Annotated in this window: 21 protein-coding genes; 12 read left to right on the forward strand and 9 right to left on the reverse strand. The window is 57.9% G+C overall.

Going from position 1 to position 21,066, the window contains the following annotated elements:
- Positions 1-210: 210 nt before the first annotated feature.
- Positions 211-732, reverse strand: coding sequence for a GNAT family N-acetyltransferase (locus BLW80_RS14220; RefSeq protein ID WP_093758461.1), 522 nt, complete (start codon positions 730-732; stop codon positions 211-213).
- Between the two features lie 147 nt (positions 733-879).
- Here BLW80_RS14220 and BLW80_RS14225 point away from each other — a divergent pair, with 147 nt between their 5' ends.
- From BLW80_RS14225 to fabI, 5 genes are all read left to right on the forward strand, one after another.
- Complete coding sequence (locus BLW80_RS14225) at positions 880-1,962, forward strand: AI-2E family transporter (RefSeq protein WP_093759087.1); 1,083 nt, start codon at positions 880-882, stop codon at positions 1,960-1,962.
- Between the two features lie 72 nt (positions 1,963-2,034).
- The gene (locus BLW80_RS14230) at positions 2,035-4,257 is read left to right on the forward strand and encodes a DUF3141 domain-containing protein (protein WP_093758462.1); all 2,223 of its coding nucleotides are present in this window, start codon (positions 2,035-2,037) and stop codon (positions 4,255-4,257) included.
- A gap of 31 nt (positions 4,258-4,288) precedes the next feature.
- Entirely contained in the window at positions 4,289-5,251 is a 963-nt protein-coding gene (locus tag BLW80_RS14235; protein ID WP_093758463.1) for a phosphate acetyltransferase, read from the forward strand.
- Positions 5,252-5,256: 5 nt separating this feature from the next.
- Positions 5,257-6,471, forward strand: a complete 1,215-nt coding sequence (locus BLW80_RS14240; protein WP_093759088.1) for an acetate/propionate family kinase — start codon at positions 5,257-5,259, stop codon at positions 6,469-6,471.
- Positions 6,468-7,259, forward strand: coding sequence for an enoyl-ACP reductase FabI (fabI, locus tag BLW80_RS14245; RefSeq protein ID WP_093758464.1), 792 nt, complete (start codon positions 6,468-6,470; stop codon positions 7,257-7,259). The genes BLW80_RS14240 and fabI overlap by 4 nt, the downstream gene beginning before the upstream one ends.
- Before the next feature lie 17 nt (positions 7,260-7,276).
- Here fabI and BLW80_RS14250 read toward each other — a convergent pair whose 3' ends face one another.
- From BLW80_RS14250 to BLW80_RS14270, 5 genes are all read right to left on the reverse strand, one after another.
- On the reverse strand, positions 7,277-7,735 hold the full coding sequence (locus BLW80_RS14250; RefSeq protein ID WP_093759089.1) for a MaoC family dehydratase: 459 nt from the start codon (positions 7,733-7,735) through the stop codon (positions 7,277-7,279).
- 24 nt (positions 7,736-7,759) lie between these two features.
- Entirely contained in the window at positions 7,760-8,410 is a 651-nt protein-coding gene (locus BLW80_RS14255; RefSeq protein WP_093758465.1) for a 3-oxoacid CoA-transferase subunit B, read from the reverse strand.
- Positions 8,411-8,413: 3 nt separating this feature from the next.
- Complete coding sequence (locus BLW80_RS14260) at positions 8,414-9,061, reverse strand: CoA transferase subunit A (protein WP_093758466.1); 648 nt, start codon at positions 9,059-9,061, stop codon at positions 8,414-8,416.
- A gap of 84 nt (positions 9,062-9,145) precedes the next feature.
- A complete protein-coding gene (locus BLW80_RS14265) occupies positions 9,146-9,760 on the reverse strand; it encodes a hypothetical protein (protein ID WP_093758467.1) in 615 nt (204 codons plus the stop codon).
- Positions 9,757-10,683: an alpha/beta fold hydrolase gene (locus tag BLW80_RS14270; RefSeq protein WP_093758468.1), complete on the reverse strand. Its 927-nt coding sequence runs from the start codon at positions 10,681-10,683 to the stop codon at positions 9,757-9,759. The genes BLW80_RS14265 and BLW80_RS14270 overlap by 4 nt, the downstream gene beginning before the upstream one ends.
- A 131-nt stretch (positions 10,684-10,814) precedes the next feature.
- Between BLW80_RS14270 and BLW80_RS14275 the strand changes: the two genes are divergently transcribed.
- Genes BLW80_RS14275 through BLW80_RS14285 form a run of 3 tightly spaced genes read left to right on the forward strand, consistent with a single transcriptional unit; the run spans position 10,815 to position 14,672 of the window.
- Positions 10,815-13,322, forward strand: coding sequence for an alpha/beta hydrolase (locus BLW80_RS14275; protein WP_093758469.1), 2,508 nt, complete (start codon positions 10,815-10,817; stop codon positions 13,320-13,322).
- Between the two features lie 9 nt (positions 13,323-13,331).
- Complete coding sequence (locus tag BLW80_RS14280; protein ID WP_093758470.1) at positions 13,332-14,195, forward strand: alpha/beta fold hydrolase; 864 nt, start codon at positions 13,332-13,334, stop codon at positions 14,193-14,195.
- Between the two features lie 18 nt (positions 14,196-14,213).
- Positions 14,214-14,672 carry a potassium channel family protein gene (locus BLW80_RS14285; RefSeq protein ID WP_093758471.1) on the forward strand — a complete coding sequence of 153 codons (459 nt, stop codon included), beginning with the start codon at positions 14,214-14,216 and terminating at the stop codon, positions 14,670-14,672.
- On the opposite strand, the gene BLW80_RS14290 is transcribed toward BLW80_RS14285, so the two are convergent.
- On the reverse strand, positions 14,650-15,333 hold the full coding sequence (locus BLW80_RS14290) for a helix-turn-helix domain-containing protein (protein ID WP_093758472.1): 684 nt from the start codon (positions 15,331-15,333) through the stop codon (positions 14,650-14,652). The two genes, BLW80_RS14285 and BLW80_RS14290, sit on opposite strands and share 23 nt — an antisense overlap.
- Before the next feature lie 304 nt (positions 15,334-15,637).
- Between BLW80_RS14290 and BLW80_RS14295 the strand changes: the two genes are divergently transcribed.
- Positions 15,638-16,255 (forward strand): response regulator transcription factor, encoded by a 618-nt coding sequence (locus tag BLW80_RS14295; RefSeq protein WP_093759090.1) that lies wholly within the window; start codon positions 15,638-15,640, stop codon positions 16,253-16,255.
- 22 nt (positions 16,256-16,277) lie between these two features.
- On the opposite strand, the gene BLW80_RS14300 is transcribed toward BLW80_RS14295, so the two are convergent.
- Positions 16,278-16,895: an invasion associated locus B family protein gene (locus tag BLW80_RS14300; RefSeq protein ID WP_244528233.1), complete on the reverse strand. Its 618-nt coding sequence runs from the start codon at positions 16,893-16,895 to the stop codon at positions 16,278-16,280.
- Between the two features lie 21 nt (positions 16,896-16,916).
- The gene (locus BLW80_RS14305; protein ID WP_502688616.1) at positions 16,917-17,756 is read right to left on the reverse strand and encodes an alpha/beta hydrolase family protein; all 840 of its coding nucleotides are present in this window, start codon (positions 17,754-17,756) and stop codon (positions 16,917-16,919) included.
- Positions 17,757-17,908: 152 nt separating this feature from the next.
- On the opposite strand from BLW80_RS14305, the gene BLW80_RS14310 reads away from it, so the two are divergent.
- From BLW80_RS14310 to BLW80_RS14325, 3 genes are all read left to right on the forward strand, one after another.
- On the forward strand, positions 17,909-18,625 hold the full coding sequence (locus tag BLW80_RS14310; protein ID WP_093758474.1) for a YoaK family protein: 717 nt from the start codon (positions 17,909-17,911) through the stop codon (positions 18,623-18,625).
- Positions 18,622-20,286: a SulP family inorganic anion transporter gene (locus tag BLW80_RS14315; protein ID WP_093758475.1), complete on the forward strand. Its 1,665-nt coding sequence runs from the start codon at positions 18,622-18,624 to the stop codon at positions 20,284-20,286. Before BLW80_RS14310 ends, BLW80_RS14315 begins: the two co-directional genes overlap by 4 nt.
- 335 nt (positions 20,287-20,621) lie before the next feature.
- Positions 20,622-21,056, forward strand: coding sequence for a hypothetical protein (locus tag BLW80_RS14325; protein WP_093758477.1), 435 nt, complete (start codon positions 20,622-20,624; stop codon positions 21,054-21,056).
- The last annotated feature ends 10 nt before the right edge of the window (positions 21,057-21,066 follow it).

The following is a 21,066-nucleotide window of genomic DNA, read 5'->3' on the forward strand; positions in this document are numbered from 1 at the left end:
CGCCGTCTCCATATCGAATGCGACGGCGGAAACTCCGATCCCATCGCCGGACCGGTATTGATCTAGCTCAACAAGACCTCGAAGCTGGAAAGGCGCGGCCGCATCCGCGTTGCGTCAGAAGCAGTCGGAAGGGCCAGATTTCTTCTGACCGCGCGAGGGCGGCGCACGTCATTAATATCTGGATGGGTCAAGACTTGTCGATTTTAGATCTTAAGTGAGCTTGAGCACCAGACTGACGATCTGGGGGTCCTTTCGCGGCGCTGCCTTGAAGCCAAACCTGGTGAAAATCTTTCGCATCGCGGTGTTTTCCGGTAGAACTTCCGCGGTCAATTCTTTGAGCCCGGCGTCGCTACCCAGTTTGATGAGATGACGCATCAAAATCGAGCCTACGCCACGCCCCTGCCAGCCATCGACCACCATGAAGGCCATCTCGGCGCGGGCTGGCTCGGAAACGATATATCGGCAACCGCCCACCAGGACATTCCCGCCTGCTTCCTCGGCACGCGCAATCAGCGCGACATGATTCTCGAAGTCGACGTCCATGAAGAAAGCCCGCTCTTTGTCAGAGAAATGGCGCTTCATGACGAAGAAGCGTCGTTGCAGCGATTGTACGCTGGCCTGAGCCAGAGCGGCGAGCATGTCGGGCTCGTCCTCGTGCCGAAGTGCACGGATATTCACTGGGCTGCCATCGCGTAAGAGTTCATGCGCGGCAAAGGTGGCGGCGTCGGACATGGGAACTCCGCTGGCATAGTCGTGTAGACCGGCTCGGACTAGCGCAGAGCAAACGGCGGTAGTCGGACGGGTGCTTGATCTGGATCAAGACCAGGGGGGGAATGCAGCGGCAACGCTCTCGCAACCTGAACAGATCAAGGCGTGTCCGTGAGAAACGTCCGGCAACTTCTATCCGGAGACGACGTCATCCAGCTTGTAGTCCGGCTGGGACTGCTGGCGCTGCTGGCGATCTGGACATTTATCGTGATCCGTCCATTCGTGCCAATTCTGGCCTGGAGCGGTGTCCTCGCAGTCGCCTTCTATCCCGCCTTCAACTGGCTGACCAAATTGCTTGGCGGTCGTCCAAAGACCGCCGCGGTCATCCTCACCGTCGTCAATCTTGCAATTGTCGTGGGGCCGGCGACATGGCTTGGCTTGAGCGCAGTGGAGGGGGTGAGGCAACTCGCCGGTGAACTGACCGCCGGGAATTTGGCCATTCCGTCACCGCCCGAACAGGTCAGGGAATGGCGGATTGTCGGGCCCAAGCTCTACGAATTCTGGGGCCGGGCATCCAGTAACATCCGGACAGTCTTGCGTGAGGTAGCACCGTATTTGAAGCCCTTGGCAGGGACGATGCTCACACTTGCGGGCAGCGCTGGCGTTGGGACGCTCAAATTTCTCCTGTCCGTCCTTATAGCCGGGTTCCTCTTTCCCTATGGCCCTCAACTGGTCTCGGGCGGCAGGCGCCTTCTGTCACTCATCGTTCACGAGCAGAGCGAACATCTGCTGGATTTGGCGGGGGCGACAATCCGCGCCGTCTCTCAAGGCGTGATCGGCGTCGCGGTCGTGCAGGCCTTATTGGCCGGCATAGGCTTCAAGATGGCCGGCATTCCCAGCGCCGGCCTTCTGGCTTTCGGGGTCATGTTGCTGACCATCGTTCAAATCGGTGCGGCAATCGTCCTCTTTCCCGTGATCATCTGGATCTGGATGGATAAGGATTTCACCACAGCGCTGCTGCTGACGTTATTTCTCACCGCCGTTGGCATTCTCGACAATATACTGAAACCACTCGTGATGGGCCGTGGACTTACCACGCCAACAATCGTCATCTTCATCGGAGTGATAGGCGGAACACTCGCGCACGGAATTGTCGGTCTCTTCATCGGGCCGATTATTCTATCGGTTGCCTGGGAGTTGATCGCCGCATGGATTCGTGAAGATCGCTCCCAACCGGCGCCGAACTCACTGTAGACCCTTGACCTAGATCAACGTTGCGCGCCGGGAAGCCCCTTGAATGAGCTTGCGCGACGATGAGGTCGGAACATGTCGACGGAAACGCCAAACCTGCCGGGCGGCCCCATGTCCGGGCTTGTTGCCTCGGCAGTGGAATACATGGTCGATGCGGGGCAGCGGAGTATGCTGTTCCTGGACGTCATGCGCCAACGCGGCGATCAGTATCGTGAGCACGTCGCACAGACAGCGCCGCATGTATTGCAATATGCAGCCGAATTGATCATCGATGGTCGCGAACTGATCGAACCCGTCAACTATGCACTGGTCCGCATCGTTCCGCCAGACGACGTCGAAATCGATATCGAGCGGCGCCCCTTCATCGTGATCGATCCTCGTGCTGGTCACGGTCCGGGAATCGGCGGATTCAAGGCTGACAGTGAGATCGGCGTAGCGATGAGAGCGGGGCACTCCTGCTATTTCATCGGCTTTCTCCCCGAACCTATGCCGGGACAGACCATCGAGCGCATTGCGCGCGCCGAGGCGCAGTTCATCGAGAAGGTCATCAGCCTGCATCCCAAGGCCGACGGCAAGCCCTGCGTCATCGGCAATTGCCAGGCCGGTTGGGCCGTCATGATCCTGGCGTCACTGCGACCCGAGCTATTCGGGCCTCTGATCATTGCAGGGGCTCCGCTGGCTTATTGGGAAGGCGTGCACGGCAAATATCCGATGCGTTATTCGGGTGGCCTCATGGGCGGCAGTTGGCTCACCGCAATGACCAGTGATCTCGGTGCGGGAAAATTCGATGGCGCGTGGCTGGTGCAGAACTTCGAGAGTCAGAACCCTTCGAACACACTGTGGACCAAGCAGTATAACGTCTACTCCAATATTGATACCGAGGCGGATCGCTATCTCGAGTTTGAGCGCTGGTGGGGTGGGCACGTTAATCTGAACGCCGAGGAAATCCAGTTCATCGTCGACGAGCTTTTCATCGGCAACAATCTTGCCGCCGGTAAGGTCGAGATGTCAGACGGACAAAAGGTGGACTTGCGCAACATCAGGTCACCGATCCTGGTGTTCTGTTCCGAGGGTGACAACGTTACGCCGCCGCAACAAGCGCTGAATTGGATACTGGATTGCTATGCTGATGTGGATGAGATCAGGGCGTATGGGCAGACGATTGTCTATACCGTTCACCAAAGCATCGGCCATCTCGGCATTTTCGTTTCCGGTGGCGTCGCCAAGAAGGAACACGCCGAATTTTCTAGCAATATTGATCTCATAGATGTGCTGCCACCGGGTCTCTATGAAGCGACCTTCGAGGCGAAGGGCGAGGAGACCACGAACTCCGACCTTGTCGTAGGCCAATGGGTGATGCGCTGCGAGGCGCGGACGCTCGATGATATCAGGGCCATGGGTGGCAATTCGCCTGAGGACGAACGGCGTTTCGCTGCGGCTAAGCGCGTCTCTGAGATGAATCTCGCAGCCTACCAAAAATTTGTTCAACCCTGGCTTAAGAACGCAGTGACGCCGCGGATGGCGGAGATGATGCGTAATCTGCACCCGTTACGACTGCAATATGAAGCCTTCAGCAGCAAAAATCCGTGGATGAGCGCCGTAAAGTCCGTAGCCGAAGACATTGAGGATAACCGTAAACCGGTTTCGAAGAGCAATCCCTTCCTCGCATTCCAGGAGCAGATGGGAGAGCAAATCGTTCATCTGCTGGATAGCTGGCGTGACTCTCAGGAGGCGCTGAGCGAAGCCATGTTCCTCAACATCTATGGTTCGCCGGCGTTGCAGGCGGCCGTCGGCATTGATCCGAAGTCCGAGCCGTCGCGTCGTCGGGAGATGTCGGATGAACACCGCGCGATGCTCGACAAGAGGATCGCTGAGTTAAGATCGAAGATTTCCCAAGGGGGCTTACGCGAAGCGACCTTGCGCTCATTGCTCTATGTGGGTTCTGCGCGGGGAATGGTCGATGAGCGAAGCATCGAGGCACTGCGTCAGGTTCGGAGCGATCACGCTGGAGCACGACTGACGCTGCCTGAGTTCAAGATGTTGGTGCGCGAGCAGTTCTTCATGTTGTTGCTCGATCCCGAAGGGGCGCTGGCCGCTATTCCGAAGTTGTTGCCCGCGGACAGTGCTCAAAAGCGCTCGGTCTTTACGGCAATGCGTGAGGTTTTGTCCGCCAGCGGTGACATCACTGGCGAACGTGCGGGCCGTTTGGCGCGGATCGCCGGGTTGTTCGGTGTCGACGCAGGAGAGGCGGGAGCGTCAAACGTTGGCACATTCGACCCTGAGACACGAGCGTCGTAAAGAAAGTTCAAAAGAGATTGGGAGCAACACTATGTCAACCGATGCGAACCAAGCACGATCTCCCAGTAAATATGATCGATTGATCGCGTCGGCGAAGGCCGTGCCACCGGTTCCTACCGTCGTTGTGCATCCTTGCGACGAAACCTCACTGCGCGGGGCGGTCGACAGTGCGCAGGCCGGCATCATCCGGCCGATCCTGGTCGGCCCGGAGCAAAAGATCAGGGACACCGCGGCACAGGGTGGGTTTGACATCACGGGCTTTGAAATCGTCAATGCCGCGCATAGCGAAGATGCTGCCGCCAAAGGCGTTGAGCTGATTCATGCAGCTAAAGGAGAAATGCTGATGAAGGGCAGCCTGCACACCGACGAGCTCATGCGCGCGGTAACGGCAAAGACAGGCGGCCTGCGCACCGATCGGCGCATCAGCCATGTTTTCGTGATGGACGTGCCGGCCTATGCCGAGACTATTTTCGTCACAGATGCTGCAATTAACATCTTTCCGGATCTCGCAGCCAAGCGGGACATCATCCAGAACGCCATCGACCTCTATAATCAGGCCGGGTTCGGCCAGTCTCCTCGCGTGGCGATTCTGTCCGCGGTAGAAACCGTCACCGCCACGATTCCTTCGACGATCGAGGCGGCAGCGCTGTGCAAAATGGCAGACCGAGGTCAGATCACCGGGGGATTGCTCGACGGACCGCTGGCATTCGACAACGCCATCGATGTTGACGCGGCGCGGATCAAGGGCATCAAGTCCGAGGTCGCAGGCCGTGCGCAGATACTGGTTGTTCCTAACCTTGAGGCCGGCAACATGTTGGCAAAGAACCTGGCGTATTTCGCCAAGGCCGATGGTGCGGGAGTTGTGCTCGGTGCCCGAGTGCCTGTTGTGTTGACGTCACGAGCCGACACGGCACGCGCGCGGATGGCGTCTTGCGCCATCGCGTCGCTATATGCGCATGCTAGGCGTCAACGCGCGCCAACAGTTGCTGGGTGATGGCCATGGACACAATCCTTGTCGTCAATGCTGGCTCGTCGAGCGTCAAGTTTCAGGTCTTTTCGGTCGAGGGAGAGGGGAACTTATACAGGCGGATCAAGGGCCAGATCGATGGAATCGGCAGTCGTCCGCGGTTACGTGCGAACGGGCCTAATGGTGAGCCGATGGCCGATCGTGCCTATCCGATCGAGGCCGTGGCTGACGTGCCAGCTGCGATGTCCGTTGCCGGCGCGTGGCTCCGCGAAGAACGCAATATCAACCCCGTCGCCGTCGGCCATCGCGTCGTCCATGGCGGGCCGGATTATGCAAATCCGGTATTGATTGATCACGGCGTCGTGGGGCGCCTGGAGCGATATGTTTCGCTGGCCCCGCTACACCAGCCGCATAACCTGGCGCCGATAAAAACGATCCTGAACAACTTCCCGGCTCTGCCGCAGGTCGCCTGTTTCGACACCGCCTTTCATCGTGACCATAACGCTCTCGCGGATCACTACGCGATCCCTTACCAGCTCCATGCCGAAGGCATCAGGCGTTACGGTTTCCACGGCCTCTCGTACGAATATATCGCCAAGCGCCTGCCGCAGGTTGCGCCCGACGTCGCTGGCGGGCGCGTGATCGTCGCTCACCTCGGCAGTGGCGCCTCGATGGGCGCGATCAAGAATGGAAAGAGTGTCGAGAGCACAATGGGCTTTACGGCGCTCGATGGGCTCGCGATGGGAACGCGTGTCGGCCAGCTCGATCCCGGCGTCGTTCTGTATTTGATTGCAGAGAAAGGCATGTCGATATCGAAGGTACAGGATTTTCTCTATCGGGACTGCGGCCTGAAAGGGCTATCCGGCGTCAGCAATGACATGCGTGAACTTGAAAGCAGCGAAGATCCGCGCGCAGCGTTTGCGATTGAATACTTCGTCTACCGGGTGGGGCTCCACGCCGGCATGCTCGCTGCCGCGCTGCAGGGCCTCGACGCCTTCGTGTTCACGGCCGGAATCGGTGAGAACTCGGCATCGATCCGCGCACGTATTGGCGAGAGGCTTGCCTGGCTCGGAGTCATGCTTGATCCGGGAGAGAATGCTGGACACGCCAGCAGGATATCGCGAGTCGACAGCCGTGTTCCCGTCTATGTCATTCCCACCGATGAAGAGCTGATGATTGCGCAGCATACGCTGTCGTTGTTGGTGAATCCGAAAACGCACGATCAGAAACATGAGAGAGTGTCATGAAGATTCCGGTATATCCCGAGACCAGTATCGCGTTGAAAGGCAAGAAGGGACTCGTCGTCGGTATAGCCAACGACCAATCTATCGCGTGGGGCTGCGCCAAAGCGTTTCGAGCGCTCGGCGCCGACGTTGCCGTTACATATCTCAACGAAAAGGCCAAGAAGCACGTCGAGCCGCTTGCGGAGGCGCTGGAGTCTCCAATCTTCATGCCGCTTGATGTGATGGTTGAAGGAGAAACCGAAAAGGTGTTTGAGCGGATCGGCAAGGAATGGGGGCAACTCGACTTTCTTTTGCACTCCATTGCTTTCTCACCCAAGAATGCATTGCATGGCCGTGTGGTTGACGTGGATCGTGAGGGCTTTCAGAAGACCATGGACGTTTCCTGCTGGTCGTTTATGCGGATGGCGCATCTGGCAGAGCCGCTAATGAAGAGCGGTGGCACGATGTTTACCATGACCTATTACGGTAGTCAGATGGTGGTGAAGAACTATAACGTCATGGGTGTCGCGAAAGCGGCTCTGGAGGCCGCAGTGCGCTATATAGCAGCCGAGCTTGGTCCAAAGGGCATTCGCGTACACGCGATCTCGCCGGGGCCGCTGGCAACGCGCGCAGCGTCCGGCATTCCCGAGTTCGACGAATTGATGGACAAGGCGCAGTCGCAAGCGCCGTCGCGCAGTCTTGTCAGCATTGACGATGTGGGGAGGGCGACTGCATTCCTCGCGCTCGACGGCGCCAAGCTGATCACTGGAAGTGTGCTTTATGTCGATGGCGGATACCACATTATCGATTGACGCGTGGCCTTCTTGCTTCAGCTGAAGTGTAGACCGATCACCTCAGCGACGCAGGCAGGGCGCCTGCCGCCCTCGATCTCGATTGTTACGCGATAGTGGGTGCGCAAGCCGTTGGGTGGTACTTCCTCGGCTTCCGCTATGCTGACGCGGCCACGCAATTTTGAACCGGCCGGCACAGGCGAGAGATAGCGGACGCGGTCCGCGCCATAGTTCAGGGTATTCTTCAGCCCCTTCAGACCCATCACTGAGCGGATAAACATCGGCGTCAAGCTCAGGGACAGCAGGCCGTGAGCGATAGTCTTACCACCCGGCATCTCTGTCTCCGCGCGCTCCTGGTCGACATGAATCCATTGCTCGTCGCAGGTCGCTTCCGCGAACTTGTTGATGCGATCCTGCGTTACCTCGATCCAGTCGCTAACGCCGACCTCTGTCCCGACGGCGGCCTTCAGCTCTTCGAATCCGTTGAAAATTCGCATGGATTTGATCCGATTCTGCATTAGTTACAGTTTCATTTCGGCAACTTTGTCTGGAACGGCAAGCTCGGCCTCCGTGACCGCCAGCACCTCGGCGACGGTGACGCCAGGCGCTGTCTCCTGCAAAGTTGCGATGCCACCGGGAAAGGCGATGACCGCCATATCGGTGACGACGAGATCGACTGGCCGAGCCGACGTGAGGGGCAGGTTGCATCGGGCGACGATCTTGGACTTTCCCTTCGCCGCGTGCTGCATGGCGACGATTACACGTTTGGCGCCACTAACGAGGTCCATCGCGCCGCCCATACCTGGCACCATCTTGCCGGGGATCGTCCAGTTGGCGAGGTGCCCGCCGGCATCGACCTGCAGACCACCAAGTACAGTGATATCGACATGGCCGCCGCGGATCAGACCGAACGACATCGCACTGTCGAAAGTGGCGGCGCCGGGCAGCGCGCTGATCGGCTTGCCACCGGCATCGGTCAGCAGCGGGTGGGCCATCCCCTGCTCGGGGATGGGACCCGTGCCAATCAATCCGTTCTCAGACTGAAAGAAGATGCTTAATCCCGGCGGCACATAGTTTGCGACCAGCGTCGGAATGCCGATGCCTAGATTGACGAGGTTGCCCGGTCGAAGCTCTTGCGCCACGCGGCGGGCGATAATGGTTTGTGCATCCATAGATCACCCGTTCGCGACGAGGTAATCGACCAAGGGGCCGGGGGTAATAACGTGGTCGGGCGCAATGACGCCGACCGGGACGATATGTTCCGCGGTGACGATGACGGTGTCCGCGGCCATCGCCATGACCGGATTGAAGTTGCGGGCCGTGAGGGCGTAGGACAGGTTGCCGGCATAGTCGGCAAGAAATGCATGCACAAGCGCAAAATCGGCGCGTAGGGCGGTCTCGAGCAGATAGGTCTTCCCGCCCACATCGATCTTTTGTTTGCCTTCCTCGACCAGCGTCCCGACGCCAGTCGGCGTCAGTACGCCACCCAACCCACAGCCCCCGGCGCGAATGCGCTCGACGAAAGTGCCCTGCGGGATCAGATTGACGGTGATTTGTTTGCCCAACATTTGCTGTTGGGCCATCGGATTGAGGCCAATGTGGGTCCCGATCATATGGGTCACCTGTGCGCCATCGAATAGTTTCCCGACCCCTTTACCGGGGGTGGCTGCGTCATTGCTAATGAGAGAAATGTTCGACTTCTTCTGCCGCACTAGTTCGTCAAGCAGGCGTTCCGGCGTTCCCACACCCATGAATCCGCCGACCATGATGCTTGCGCCGGTCGGGATCATCGCAATGGCTTCTTCCAGAGAAACAGCCTTCATAATGAAGCTCCGGTCAACAGTTGATCAGGAAAGCCGACGGTGAAGAAATGTTGGTGTATGAAGCCGGGGCTCCTTTGATCTGCGTCAAGACTTGTCATTATTTCCTTCGCGAACAGAGACTCCCACGCCTTCGAGGGCTTCCGCCCAGAGCTTGCGAACCTCTGCGTGGCGCTGTTCGAGGGTAGCGCTCACGGCTTCACGGAAGGGCGTTAGAGTCGGGCTTTTCAGAAGAAGTATCTGTGCTTGCAGCAGGCGGCCGCTTTCAAATTCGATACGGCGCAGTGCCGTAACGAATGGATCATGCGTGTCGGCTTCGAGGGGCAGGAGGGCGGCGGGCCGAATTCCAGCATGTATGGCATGCGCGCGGGCGGCCAAATCACCCGCCAGTGCCAGGGGGTGATCGTCAATGCCTTCGATGGGCCTTGGGAGCCATGTGGTTTCCCAAGACGCTGCCAAATAGCTCAGTGCAAGATCGGGTATCCATGATGTCGCGCGCAGCAACAGGGAAACGATTTCGGCTTCTCGATAGAATTGCGCATTCAGTTCGGTCTGCCAGGCGGATTCGAGCTTGAGTGGCACGGCGAACGCGAAGTGTCGCGCCAACGCGGCGTGGGCCGAGATCAAGAATGCTGCGACGCGTGTTTGCTGATGTAAGGGCACGCGGCCTTCGGGGTCGAGTGGTCCGAGGTACGCCCTCATCGTTTCGTTTCCTGTACCGGTATCGCTCGGAGATGGTCGTAGCCGGCCGGAAATGGAACGAGCTGCCCGCCGGCTTCTTCCGGAGCAATCCAGACTTCTTTGTTGCCTTGCCAGCCCCCCGCCAGCACATCCTCTGCAAAGCGTGCGAGCAGGTCGGCCGTGAGCGCGGGTTTCTCCAGCGTAAAGGCGTGGTAGGCGCGTTGAACGATGACAAGCGAGCTGTCTGGAATTTGGATACGCAGGGTCTCGTGGAGTGCACGTGGCGTCAGAAAGTCGAATTCGCCGTTAAGGATCATCGTTGGTACGCCGATTAGAGGGAGTTGCGGCGTCAAAGGCTGGAAGTCGAGGAAAGACTCCATCAGATTCTGCAGGGCGTAAACGTCATTGATAAGCCAGCCTTGCCGCTTGACGTTGTCGAGCGTTTCCAAAACCGGCTTCAGCCACTGGTCGCTGACGTTCATAGGCAGCAGTAGGTCCTGAAGATAGCCGGTGCCGCCAAGGATCAGCCCGGTTCGCAAGGCATTGCCGAGCAGATACAGTTGAGGCGGTAGCTCGGCAAAGCAGCTCATCGGCACCAGACCGGCCAGCCGATGGCCGTGTTCGATCGCATAGCGCAGTGCGATAAGGCCGCCGAAGCTGATGCCACTCAGAAAAATGGGACCGTCGCCGAGTTCTCCAATCAGGAGATGCAATGCGGCGACGTGGTCGTCCTGACGGATAAACAGCGCGGGCTTATCGGACGCACCTTGGCCGAGCAGATCGAACGTCGCGACGCGGAAGTGACGCGCCACCAGTGCGTCGCGATAGGCCGTCCATAATTCAGCGTATTGCGTCAGTCCGTTGACCAGAACGTAGACGGGCGCGTCCGTCGGTCCGTCGAGCTCATAACGTATCCGATATGAACCGTAGCTTAGGAAGGGCATTGCGCTGACCGGTTGGCGATTTGATCGTCGCAATGATCAGTGGTCGAAGACGAATTCTATTGAGCTAGATCAAGCATTTCCTGATTGAGCCCCTCAAGATATGCACAAAACATCATCGGGAGGAGACCGTCATGACCGGTAGAGCTGCCATGAAACGTTGCCTCGTAAGCCTGATCCTGTTGCTGGTTGGCACTGCAATCGCGGTTGCGCAACCCTTCACACGCCGGTCGTCGCAAGTGCAACATGATGGGCTGAAGAAGTACTATGAGGTGCCAAACTTCAGGTTGGGCGGTAAGTATGATCTGAACGATCCGACCAAGTGGGAGAACGGCGGAGAGGGCGGGGTCACGCTGGAGTCGCTCGGTGGCGGACAACTGCGCACCGCGTATGTCGCGATTGGGAAGGCACGCCGCAATGCGGCGGGCGAGATCACCAACGCCGTTGTCATCAATTCCTATTATTCCGGTGACTCCACTGACATGTATGAGCAATGGGTCAAGGGCGCTGCCCTGTCGGGCGGCGTGCCGATTATTGGTCCGGGTCGACCGATCGATACCGACCGGTACTATGTCATTATGGTCGATCCGCTGGGGACTTGGGGTGCTAGTAAGCCATCAGACGGTCTAGGCATCAAATTTCCGCAATACAGCTATTTTGATATGGTGCAGGCTAACTACCGCATGTTGCGTGATCACCTGAAGGTCGCGCGCGTGGCGCTTGTTGCTGGCGTCTCGATGGGCGGCACGCAGACCTACGTTTGGGGTGTGCTGCATCCAGAGTATATCGGCGCACTTATGCCGATCGGCGGAACGACCCAGTCCGACGCCGAGGACCCCGTCGGTAATTGGACTTTTCAGTTGATGACGGCCGCGATCCAATCTGATCCGGTATGGCAATCCACCAAAGGTGATTACTACAAGCTTCCCAAGGAGAAGCACCCCTTGCCGGGCATGGCCTTCGGCTGGTCGGTGCTCGGCCTGACCGGATATGATTTCGGCTTCAGGACTACTCAGAGTTTCGCATCGGTACAGCCCGAGGTCTTCTATTGGGATCCACCGAACGAGAAGGCCGGTCTCAGTGTCAACAATCGCTCCAAGATGTATGATGCGGTCGACCTTGTCTGGCGCAATCGAGTTGGTGAAACCTACAACGTCAATCCGTACCTCGGCCGAATTCAGGCGCGCACATTGGTGATGCACATCACCAATGATCTCTGGCTGAACTTCAAGCTCGCCCAGCGCGCCGTCGATCGCGTGCCGGGCGCGGACCTCATTTCCGAGGAGAGTCCGGTCGCACATTACGGCGTGTTCCCGATTATCAACAATCGCAAGAACGATCCGAAGTTCGTGGCTTTCATGGACGACGTGGCGAGCCTTGATCGGGCGCAGAAGTTCGTCGACAAGAATTATCGTGTTCCTGGTGTTGCCGAGAATGTGGATAAGACAAAATCATTCTGGAAAGATCATGTGACCTATCCTTATCCGGTCAAATACGCGACCGCGAAGGACAAGCGTGGAACGCCCTGGCAGATCGGCTACATGGACGAATATGCTGGCACCGACAGGGAACCGAAAGTTCTTGTCGTCATTCACGGGAAGGGCGCGTTTGGCGGGCACTACGGCAATATCATGCAGTATGCGCTGCGCAGCGGACTGCGCGTGATCGTTCCGGATTTACCTCATTACGGCATGTCAGGGCCCGGCAATCTCGATAAGAGCCCGGCGCGGACCATGCAGGACATGCGCGAGGTGATTTACGATCTCGTTGTCAATCAGCTCGGCGTCAAAAAGGCGCATTACCTTGGACACTCGCTTGGTGGTCAGTTTGTGATGGGTTACGCGCTCACTTGGCCGGATGCAGTGCAGGGCCTTGCGCTTGAAGCGCCGTCTGGTCTTGAGGAGTATCCGCGCGACATCACGATCGCCAAGGACAAGAAAGCGCGCTTGTTCGATGAGGCCTTCGGCCGCGATTTCGACAAGTGGAAGCAGAGCTGGGAGCAGACCGGAATTCTTAAAGCGGAAATGGGGCGATCTGAGCCGAACATCCGCGACTTCTTTTACTTCAAGAAACGTGACCCTGAGACCGGCGTGGTGTCGGCAGCCAAGAGCGGATACTTCTTTAGCGACAGCGAATATGCCCGCTTCCATACGGAGCAGCGTGTTGGGTTAACGAAGGGAAATCCCAAGGAGCTCGAGCAGTGGTGTAACGTCTTCATTTTCGACGTCTACACGATCGGGGCGGAGTTGCAGCAGGACGATCCGAAGAACCTTTACGACCGGCTGACGGAGATCAAGGCGCCGATCTTCCTCGCGTTCGGGGACAAGGAGCCATTTATCCCGACGCCTGCTTTTAACGGGCTAACCGACCTGGGACGTGACGTCATTACGCCGTTCATGTCGCGCATGACCAATGCCGGCAACAGGCCGTTGCTCAAGATATATCCGGAGACGGGACACTTCATCCACACGGATAACCCGGTTGAATATTCCGCCGACGTGGTGGATTTCGTCACCAAGGGAGTGGTCGATACCAGCTCCCCGCTGGGCACCGACCGGATGATCAAGGGAGCCGTTGTATCGGCGTTGCCGGTGGCGCCCACGCCGGCTGGTTCGGCGCCAACCGCTGGTCTCAACAAATAGGTCTATCTCATGTCACGAGTGCAGGCGGGCGAGGTTTCGTTGGGGTGGCGGGAATGGGGGCGGGGCGATGTTACTGTCGTCTTCATTCACGGCAATCTCGCCAGCAAGGACTGGATCGAGCTCGCTGCGCCGCTGTTTCCCTCGGGGCTGCGCGTGATCGGAATCGACTGGCGTGGCTGCGGCGAAAGCGATCAGCCGAAACCGATGGCCGACTATAGTAACTACTCCATGCAGCAGCATGCGGAGGATATGTTAGCCGCGCTCGACGCTCTAGGCGTTAAATTCGGCCATCTCGCTACGCACTCGACGGGCGGCATTATTGCCGCGCGTATGTTGTTGATGCAACCGGAGCGCTTTGGGAGCGTATTCGCTTTAGATCCGGTTTCACCACTCGGTATGGCCTTCAATGCCGATCAGATCAACGTTTTCCGGGCGATGATGGCAAGCAAGCAACTCACACGGACGGTAATGGCAAGCGCGGCGTCCTCACTATTCTTGCCGGAGAGCTTGGCGCCAAATGCGATCCCAAGTTTTCGCGAAGGGCTCGAGGAGATTCAGGCGCTGTTTGAACGCATCATTGAGCAGACCTTTGGCGTTTCTGAGGGGATCTGGATCGGCACGCCGCTCAATCTCACCCGCGAACGAGAGAGTGGAGAACTCAAGCGCCGCATGCCGGATATCCGGCATCCCCATCTGGTGTTGTGGGGGGAACAGGATGGCTGGATTCCGCCAGCCGATCTCTGGGCGATGGCTGCGGTAATGCCAGATTGCCGGCTCGTGTTTGTGCCCGGTATCGGGCATTCGATGAATCTTGAACTGCCCGCGCTCTACGCAGGCTATTTTGGCGCATGGTTCGGAGGGCGTTCGAAATAGCAGGGATCTGGGCAGGCAATGGCAATTCAGTTTTTCGTCGGTACGATCGTTACCGTGATCACCATCATGGTTCATGCGCTGGTCACCGTTGGTGCGGTGGGCATCGCCCGCTCAGCAGGGCTACGGCACACCACGCGACCGAGAGTTCACCTGATGGCCGTGATGGTCGGGGTCGCTGCCGTGCTCATGATTGCACATACGCTGGAAATGCTCGCTTGGGCGCTCGCCTATGCAATAGTCGGCGCAGCCCCAGACGACAGCGACCTTCTTTATTTCGCGTTCGTTAATTACACCACCCTCGGCTACGGCGATATAACGCCGGTGCAAGCTTGGCGGCTGATCGGGCCGATGACCGCCATGAATGGCATTCTGATGTTTGGCTGGTCGACTGCGGTCCTCTTCGAAGTGTTGCGTAAGACGCTGGATCATCTTGCCGCGATCGGTGCGCGCGGCTTCAGTCCTGTAAATCCAGACTAGCGAGTCTGCTTCGGTCCAAGAGTATAATCTGACGCTGAGTGTTGCCGATGAAGCCGAGAGTCCTCAGTTCGTGCAATCGCGACAGGACGCGGGAAACAGTTTCCAGCGTCAAGCCCAGGTAGTCGGCGATATCGCGGCGCGACATCGGCAGGGCCATAGTGCCCGCGGCAGACAACCGCTTGTCCATCTCAAGCAGGAAGGCTGCGACCCGCTCTAGCGAGGTCTTGCGGCCAAGCAGAAGCATATGATCCTCCGCGTGTTGCAGATTGCTTGTGGTCATACTGAGCAAGTTGCGCGCGACCATGGCGTCGCTTTCGGCCACGTTCTCTAAACTTTGTCGCTTAATGAGGCGAACAGTGGTGTCTACAATCGCTTCCGCAGTGAACCGATGCTCGCCACCGTTCTCAAGCCCGAAGATGTCTCCGGCGAGGTGAAATGCGCCGATCTGACGGCGGCCGTCGGAGAGCAGCTTGTAGCTTCGCACGGCACCGGATTTCACCTGATATACGTATTCTGCAGGCTCCCTCTCCCCGTAGATCTCGGTGCTCTTTTTGTAAGTAAACTCATTCAAGCTGACGATGGGATTCGAGTCACTAGCCATGCCGAACTCTCGGAGGGAATTTGGGCGAGACGTCGGATTCGTAGTCGTGCGAGCAAACATGGGTCAACTCCCCTCACCAAATGATTGCCAGAACAACGTTGCATTGCAGGGAAGTGTTGAGCTTTTCGCTTCCTCTAGAGCTGATCTAAGACTAGGGTGGAACCTTAGGCTATTGGTCCAAAGGTCATTGTCCCAAAGTACAATGCGCGAGACCTTACGTCGCCAAAGGCATTACGCTTGGAGTGAATCATTTGAGCGGATGGACGGCGCACTCGCATGGTCGATAAGCGACAATGCGAAGGTCGGTCGGGCAAAAAAATTCAAGGCTGTCTGTCATTAGAGAAACTTGATCTCAGAGGGCAAAATGCCTGGTTTGATCCATGTAGTGGATGACGACGCGTCCTTTAGAGCTGCGATCGAACGTCGGCTCAGGGTGGCCGGGTATGAGGTTGCGGTATATGCTTCGTCACAGCAGTTTCTGGATCGATCGCCAGATGTTAATCCGCGTGCCTGTATCGTGCTGGATGTTCAGATGCCGGCACTTAACGGCCCGCAATTGCAGAGCCGCTTGGTCGAGCTAGGCTCGAGTATGCCGATCATCTTCGTTACGGGACATGTCGATACCGCGATAACGGTGCGAACGATCAAGGCCGGCGCGGAAGACTTTCTGACCAAGCCCGTGACATCACAGCAGTTGATTGATGCGATTGAACGTGCGTTAGCGCGTCAAGATTCTACGGGAGGTCAGCAAGAGAAAACCGCTTTATGTCGCCAGCTGGTTTCATCTCTTACGCCACGTGAGCGACAGGTGTTCGATTTAATGGTGCGTGGAAAGATCAACAAGCAAATCGCCATCAGTCTGGGAACGACGGAGCGCACGATAAAAGCGCACCGCCATCAGGTAATGGAGAAAATGCGTGTCCTTTCATTCGCAGAACTCGTTTCTATCGCTGAGCGGCTGGGGATGTGCGACCGAGTTTGAATCGCAGCGGCCGCAGCCTTCGCTACTCATCGATATCCTGATTAAACATCTGCGTGGGCGGGCCTTCATGAGCGGTGGCGAAGCGACCGAGAGCTAGCGAGGTCGTCAGTCGTAACAGACTGGAATCCACAAACTGCAGATACAGAATCTGCCCCTCAGCCATGCGTTTTACCAAATTTGGTTCGGCGATAGTTCCTGCGATGCAGGCATTGGTAAGACACCAAGTGTACGGAACTCTGTAGGTCACGCCTTGATCGATCGTGAGTTCGACCGGATTTTGCAGGTACATACCTACTGGGGAGAATATTTGTATCCGCTTGGCGGCATCGCCTTCGCGTTCGATGATGTCCAGCCGAACCGCCATTTGACCAGTCGGGAAAGTACCGGTGATCGATGTGCGACAAAGTGGTTTTGCCCCGCCAGGCTTGAAGCAGACTTTGCTCCAGTCCCCGAAGGTGATGTCCTTCACTTGGCGCTGACCGCGGGGGCGAACTTCTCCTCCAGGAGCGGTGGCCGCCGGGTCTTGTTGTGATACTGCGGGTTTGTTGAGCGTGAGGCTGGCCAGCGCCGCAAGTAGGAGCGATCGGAAGGCGTTCAACGGATGCTTGCGTTGTGGTTTATTGGGATCGGAATATGTCACAGCTGACCTCCGGCATTCGTCTCATTTCTGGTCATCCAAAAACTTCGCTACAATTGGCGACCAAATCGGGATAGCTTCCGGCGATCCGATGAGAAAGTGCCCCTCATCACCAAAAGGCGGTATCAAGCGGTACTCTGCTTTACCGCCGGCGGCCGTGAAGGCCTCGTGCATACGTTTCGATAGTGCCGGTCCGAAGAACGTATCGTTTTCGATGTAGATCCACAGCATTGGCATGCGTGATGTGCGGCCGAAATTTGCCGTCGCTTCGACGAGCCTGTCCGGCGCGCAGTTGTTGTTTGGCTTGCCGTCGACGCGGCCACCGCGGCCGGCGGCGAAAGTAATGACCGCTTTAACCTGTGGCGGATTTACGCTCGATAGCGCAATGGATGCCCAACCTCCGGCGGATTGTCCAACGACGATGACATCTTTCGGCACGATGCGGTTTTCTGCGATCAAATAGTCAATAATCCAGAGGTTAACTTTTGCGACTGCAAGCCCGGCGTCGTGGAAGTTTGGATTTTCGCATTTTCCGATCTTGGAGAAGAAAGGGCCGTAGATGGCACGCTCCGGAATGTCGATGGCGGAAGCCCCATATCCGGTGCCGACCGGCGCCACCACCAGATAACCGCGCCTCGCAAACCATTTGGCCGCATCGCGGAATTCAACCAGGGGAAAGAAGCCGCGGTCGGTCGGATTGAGCGAGACGCCGTGGTTCATGATAACCAGCGGGAAGGGGCCGTTGCCTATCGGGCGCACCAGATAGGCAAACATCGGCAACGGCAGCGGCAGCACCCAGAGCTCTTCCTGGATTCGCGCAGCGTCGGGCTTGTCGGCGGCTTGCATCGGCGCGGCAGGGGCCATGGATATAAGGAGCGCCGCCGTGACGAACGCGTGAATGGCATGCATGGTAGGTGCCTTTCCGGATCGCTTCATATCGCGATCCGACAGCCAAAATTCTGAAGGGAGTTGATTCAGATCAATCGTCATTACCGGAGCCAGCGCCTGTTGGCCCGATGAGCTCGAATATTTCTGCGATACGTGCGGTTAATGTGCCGATGCGCCGCGAAGAGACCCTGCTGGTCGCGTTGCTGCTGGGCTTCGCAGGCGGCTACCTCGATGCCTATACGTGGATTACGCATGGCGTTCTGGCGAATGCGCAGACAGCCAACTTGGTATTCTTATGGGTAAAAGCGACTGCCGGGAAGTGGACGGAGGCATTTCACTTCGTGCCATCGCTCTTCGCTTTCGTCGTCGGCGTGGTGATCGCCTCATGGCTGCGGCGTGCAGCCGGAGATCGAGCCGGCCCGATCAGCATTCTCGTAGAAGCTGGCGTTCTGATCCTTGTCGGTGTGCTGCACAATCGCGTGCCTGACGTTGCGGGCACGCTGGGCGTCTCGATGGTGGCCGCAATGCAGACTTCGATTTTCACCAAGGTTGAGGGTTCAAACTACAGCTCCGTGATGATCACAGGAAACTTTCGCCAGGCGATTGAGGGAGCAGTCGCACTGGTTGCTGGAGATATCCAGGTCGGTCTGTTGCGTAAGTCCTGTATATTCATGGGGGTTTGCGCTGCATTTGGCACAGGCGCCGCTGTCGGTTCTTTCATTACAGAGCGGGCGCCAGCACTCACTCTAACCGTTCCTGTCGGTGCGTTGCTGCTGGTTCTTTTATGCTGCGCCGGATTCCGAGGTGTGATGCGGGATCGCGTTGATCGAAGGGAGGGGGCATGACGTCGCACGGGATCTTTCCGCCGACGCGCTGGCTTGCCGAATATCGCGCTGACTGGCTTCGCTGTGACATGATCGCTGGCGTCACGCTGGCCGCCTATGCGATCCCGGTGTCGTTGGCCTATGCTGCGCTCGCCGGCATGCCGCCCCAGATCGGGATCTATGGCTACATGCTGGGCGGCATTGGCTATGCCCTGTTGGGCTCTTCGCGGCAACTTGCTGTCGGCCCGACTTCGGCGATTTCGCTGATGATCGCCGCTTCGGTCGGGGGTCTAGCGGCAGGCGATGCGCTTCGCTATGCGCAGATTGCGAGTGTAGCCGCCCTTGGCGTGGCGGCTCTCTGCCTGATTGCCTGGGTCTTTCGACTAAGCATGCTGGTACGCTTGATCAGCGATACCATTCTGGTCGGCTTCAAGGCTGGCGCGGGTCTCACCATTATCATGACGCAGCTGCCCAGCCTATTTGGCGTTGCTGGTGGCGGGCGAAATTTCTTCGATCGCCTTGTCGTGCTTGTTGGGCAGATCGGTGGTGTTCACTGGATCGTGCTTGCGATCGGACTTGTTGCGATCCTGCTGCTCCAGGGCGAGCGTCTATTGCCCGGCAGGCCGGTAGGACTTGCAGTCGTCATCCTATCGATCGTTGTCGCAACAGCGCTCGGCTTGCCGGCGCTTGGCATTCCCGTCACCGGCGAAATTCCGAAGGGCTTGCCGAGCCTTGCCATGCCGACCTTCGGGCTTCTTGAATTCGATGAACTATTTCCTCTCGCTGCCGGCATCATGTTGCTCGCCTATGTCGAAGGCGTCGCAGGTGCGCGAAGTTTTGCGGCGAGGCACGGCTACCCCATCGACGTTCGGCAGGAGTTTCTGGGGTTGGGCGCCGCCAATCTGGCGGTAGCGCTCGGCCATGGTTACCCTGTTGCGGGAGGATTGTCACAATCCGCCGTTAATGATCAGGCCGGCGCGAAAACGCCGCTCGCTCTGATCATTTGTTCAGCCACGTTGGCGATCTGTCTACTTTTCCTCACGGGGATATTGACCAATCTGCCTAAGGCAGTACTTGCTGCGATCGTTTGCACGGCTGTCTACAAACTAGTTGACATCGCCGCGCTCATGCGGATGTGGCGTATCAGTCGGATCGACTTCTATGCTGCGGCGATCGCCCTTGTCTCCGTGCTGATGCTGGGCATCCTTCAGGGCATCCTGCTGGCTACGCTAGCGTCCATATTTCTGTTACTGGCGCGTGCCTCGCAGCCAAACGTCGCGATTCTCGGGCGCTTACCAGGAACAGGCCGATATGCCGATAGTGCGCGATACCCTGACGTAGAGCCCCTTGCTGGTGTTCTCGCTTTCCGCCCAGAAGCCTCGTTACTTTACATCAATGCGGAAACGGCGATGGAGAACGTGATGGCAAAGGTTCGCGCATCACCGGACACCAAGGTTGTGGTCTGCGGGCTCTCTTCCTCACCCTTTATCGATCTTGCGGGCGTGAAAATGCTTCACGACCTCCATGGCGAACTTGTCTCGCGCGGCATCGCTTTTCAGATCGTCGGCGCCCGCGGGCAAGTCCGAGATGTTCTGCAGGCTGATGGCCTTGCGGAGAAGACCGACAGCGCCAACTGGACCCGAAGGATGGATAGTGTACTCGACGATCTGAGGAAACGTTGACCGTGTTGCGGTGCCAAGCGGGGCGTTGTTCACAACATCACGTTGCATTGACTTGGATCAACAGGCGCCACTGGGAACGGCTTCAGCATTGCCTACACGCCATCAACTTCCCGGATTTTTTACATGCCGAAGGACGGCAACGCCGCAACAACCGATCTGCCGATATTGGCCGCGGGAACGATTATCGGCTTCCTCGGCATGAGATCCGGAGTTCGGTACCGTGGATTGGCTTCCCGGTCGGCCATGCCATGTCCGGCATACTTTTCACCGTGTTCGGATACTTCGCGATGATCTTGGCCCAAGAAGTTAGTTTCACAACCAGAAGGGAATGAACCATGCGAAAATTTAACGTCTTTGCCGTTGCAGTCGCGGTGCTTGCTGGGGTCGCTGGCTTCGCCACGCCATCAAGCGCGGATATGGGCCAGGTTGCTGTTATATTTACCAAGGGCGGCTTTATTGTCGGGGTCGGCGGCGGCGAGGGCGTGTTGAGGTACCGCGGAAAAACCTATCCCTTTACCGTCTCGGGCATGAGCGTGGGTTTCACGATTGGTGCATCTACCACCAAGCTTGTCGGTCGCGCGATCAATTTGAAGGGGCCCACATCAATTGAAGGCACCTACGGAGTGGTCGGAGCAGGTGGGGCGGTGGTGGGTGGCGCTGGAGGCGTGCAGTTGCAGAATGGCAATGGCGTGATCCTGCAGCTCAGCGGCCCCAAAGTTGGCGCTGAACTATCCGCCGCTGTTGGCGGCGTCACGATACGGTTGAAGTAAGCTAGCGTCG

It is taken from the genome of Tardiphaga sp. OK245, from assembly GCF_900108575.1.
Taxonomy (GTDB): Bacteria; Pseudomonadota; Alphaproteobacteria; order Rhizobiales; family Xanthobacteraceae; genus Tardiphaga; species Tardiphaga robiniae.

Coding starts and splice junctions, on each gene's coding strand:
- BLW80_RS14220 (WP_093758461.1), bottom strand. CDS start 732: ATGTCCGACGCCGCCACCTTTGCCGCGCATGAACTCTTACGCGATGGC.
- BLW80_RS14230 (WP_093758462.1), top strand. CDS start 2,035: ATGTCGACGGAAACGCCAAACCTGCCGGGCGGCCCCATGTCCGGGCTT.
- BLW80_RS14235 (WP_093758463.1), top strand. CDS start 4,289: ATGTCAACCGATGCGAACCAAGCACGATCTCCCAGTAAATATGATCGA.
- BLW80_RS14240 (WP_093759088.1), top strand. CDS start 5,257: ATGGACACAATCCTTGTCGTCAATGCTGGCTCGTCGAGCGTCAAGTTT.
- fabI (WP_093758464.1), top strand. CDS start 6,468: ATGAAGATTCCGGTATATCCCGAGACCAGTATCGCGTTGAAAGGCAAG.
- BLW80_RS14250 (WP_093759089.1), bottom strand. CDS start 7,735: ATGCGAATTTTCAACGGATTCGAAGAGCTGAAGGCCGCCGTCGGGACA.
- BLW80_RS14255 (WP_093758465.1), bottom strand. CDS start 8,410: ATGGATGCACAAACCATTATCGCCCGCCGCGTGGCGCAAGAGCTTCGA.
- BLW80_RS14260 (WP_093758466.1), bottom strand. CDS start 9,061: ATGAAGGCTGTTTCTCTGGAAGAAGCCATTGCGATGATCCCGACCGGC.
- BLW80_RS14265 (WP_093758467.1), bottom strand. CDS start 9,760: ATGAGGGCGTACCTCGGACCACTCGACCCCGAAGGCCGCGTGCCCTTA.
- BLW80_RS14270 (WP_093758468.1), bottom strand. CDS start 10,683: ATGCCCTTCCTAAGCTACGGTTCATATCGGATACGTTATGAGCTCGAC.
- BLW80_RS14275 (WP_093758469.1), top strand. CDS start 10,815: ATGACCGGTAGAGCTGCCATGAAACGTTGCCTCGTAAGCCTGATCCTG.
- BLW80_RS14280 (WP_093758470.1), top strand. CDS start 13,332: ATGTCACGAGTGCAGGCGGGCGAGGTTTCGTTGGGGTGGCGGGAATGG.
- BLW80_RS14285 (WP_093758471.1), top strand. CDS start 14,214: ATGGCAATTCAGTTTTTCGTCGGTACGATCGTTACCGTGATCACCATC.
- BLW80_RS14290 (WP_093758472.1), bottom strand. CDS start 15,333: ATGTTTGCTCGCACGACTACGAATCCGACGTCTCGCCCAAATTCCCTC.
- BLW80_RS14295 (WP_093759090.1), top strand. CDS start 15,638: ATGCCTGGTTTGATCCATGTAGTGGATGACGACGCGTCCTTTAGAGCT.
- BLW80_RS14305 (WP_502688616.1), bottom strand. CDS start 17,756: ATGGCCCCTGCCGCGCCGATGCAAGCCGCCGACAAGCCCGACGCTGCG.
- BLW80_RS14310 (WP_093758474.1), top strand. CDS start 17,909: ATGAGCTCGAATATTTCTGCGATACGTGCGGTTAATGTGCCGATGCGC.
- BLW80_RS14315 (WP_093758475.1), top strand. CDS start 18,622: ATGACGTCGCACGGGATCTTTCCGCCGACGCGCTGGCTTGCCGAATAT.
- BLW80_RS14325 (WP_093758477.1), top strand. CDS start 20,622: ATGCGAAAATTTAACGTCTTTGCCGTTGCAGTCGCGGTGCTTGCTGGG.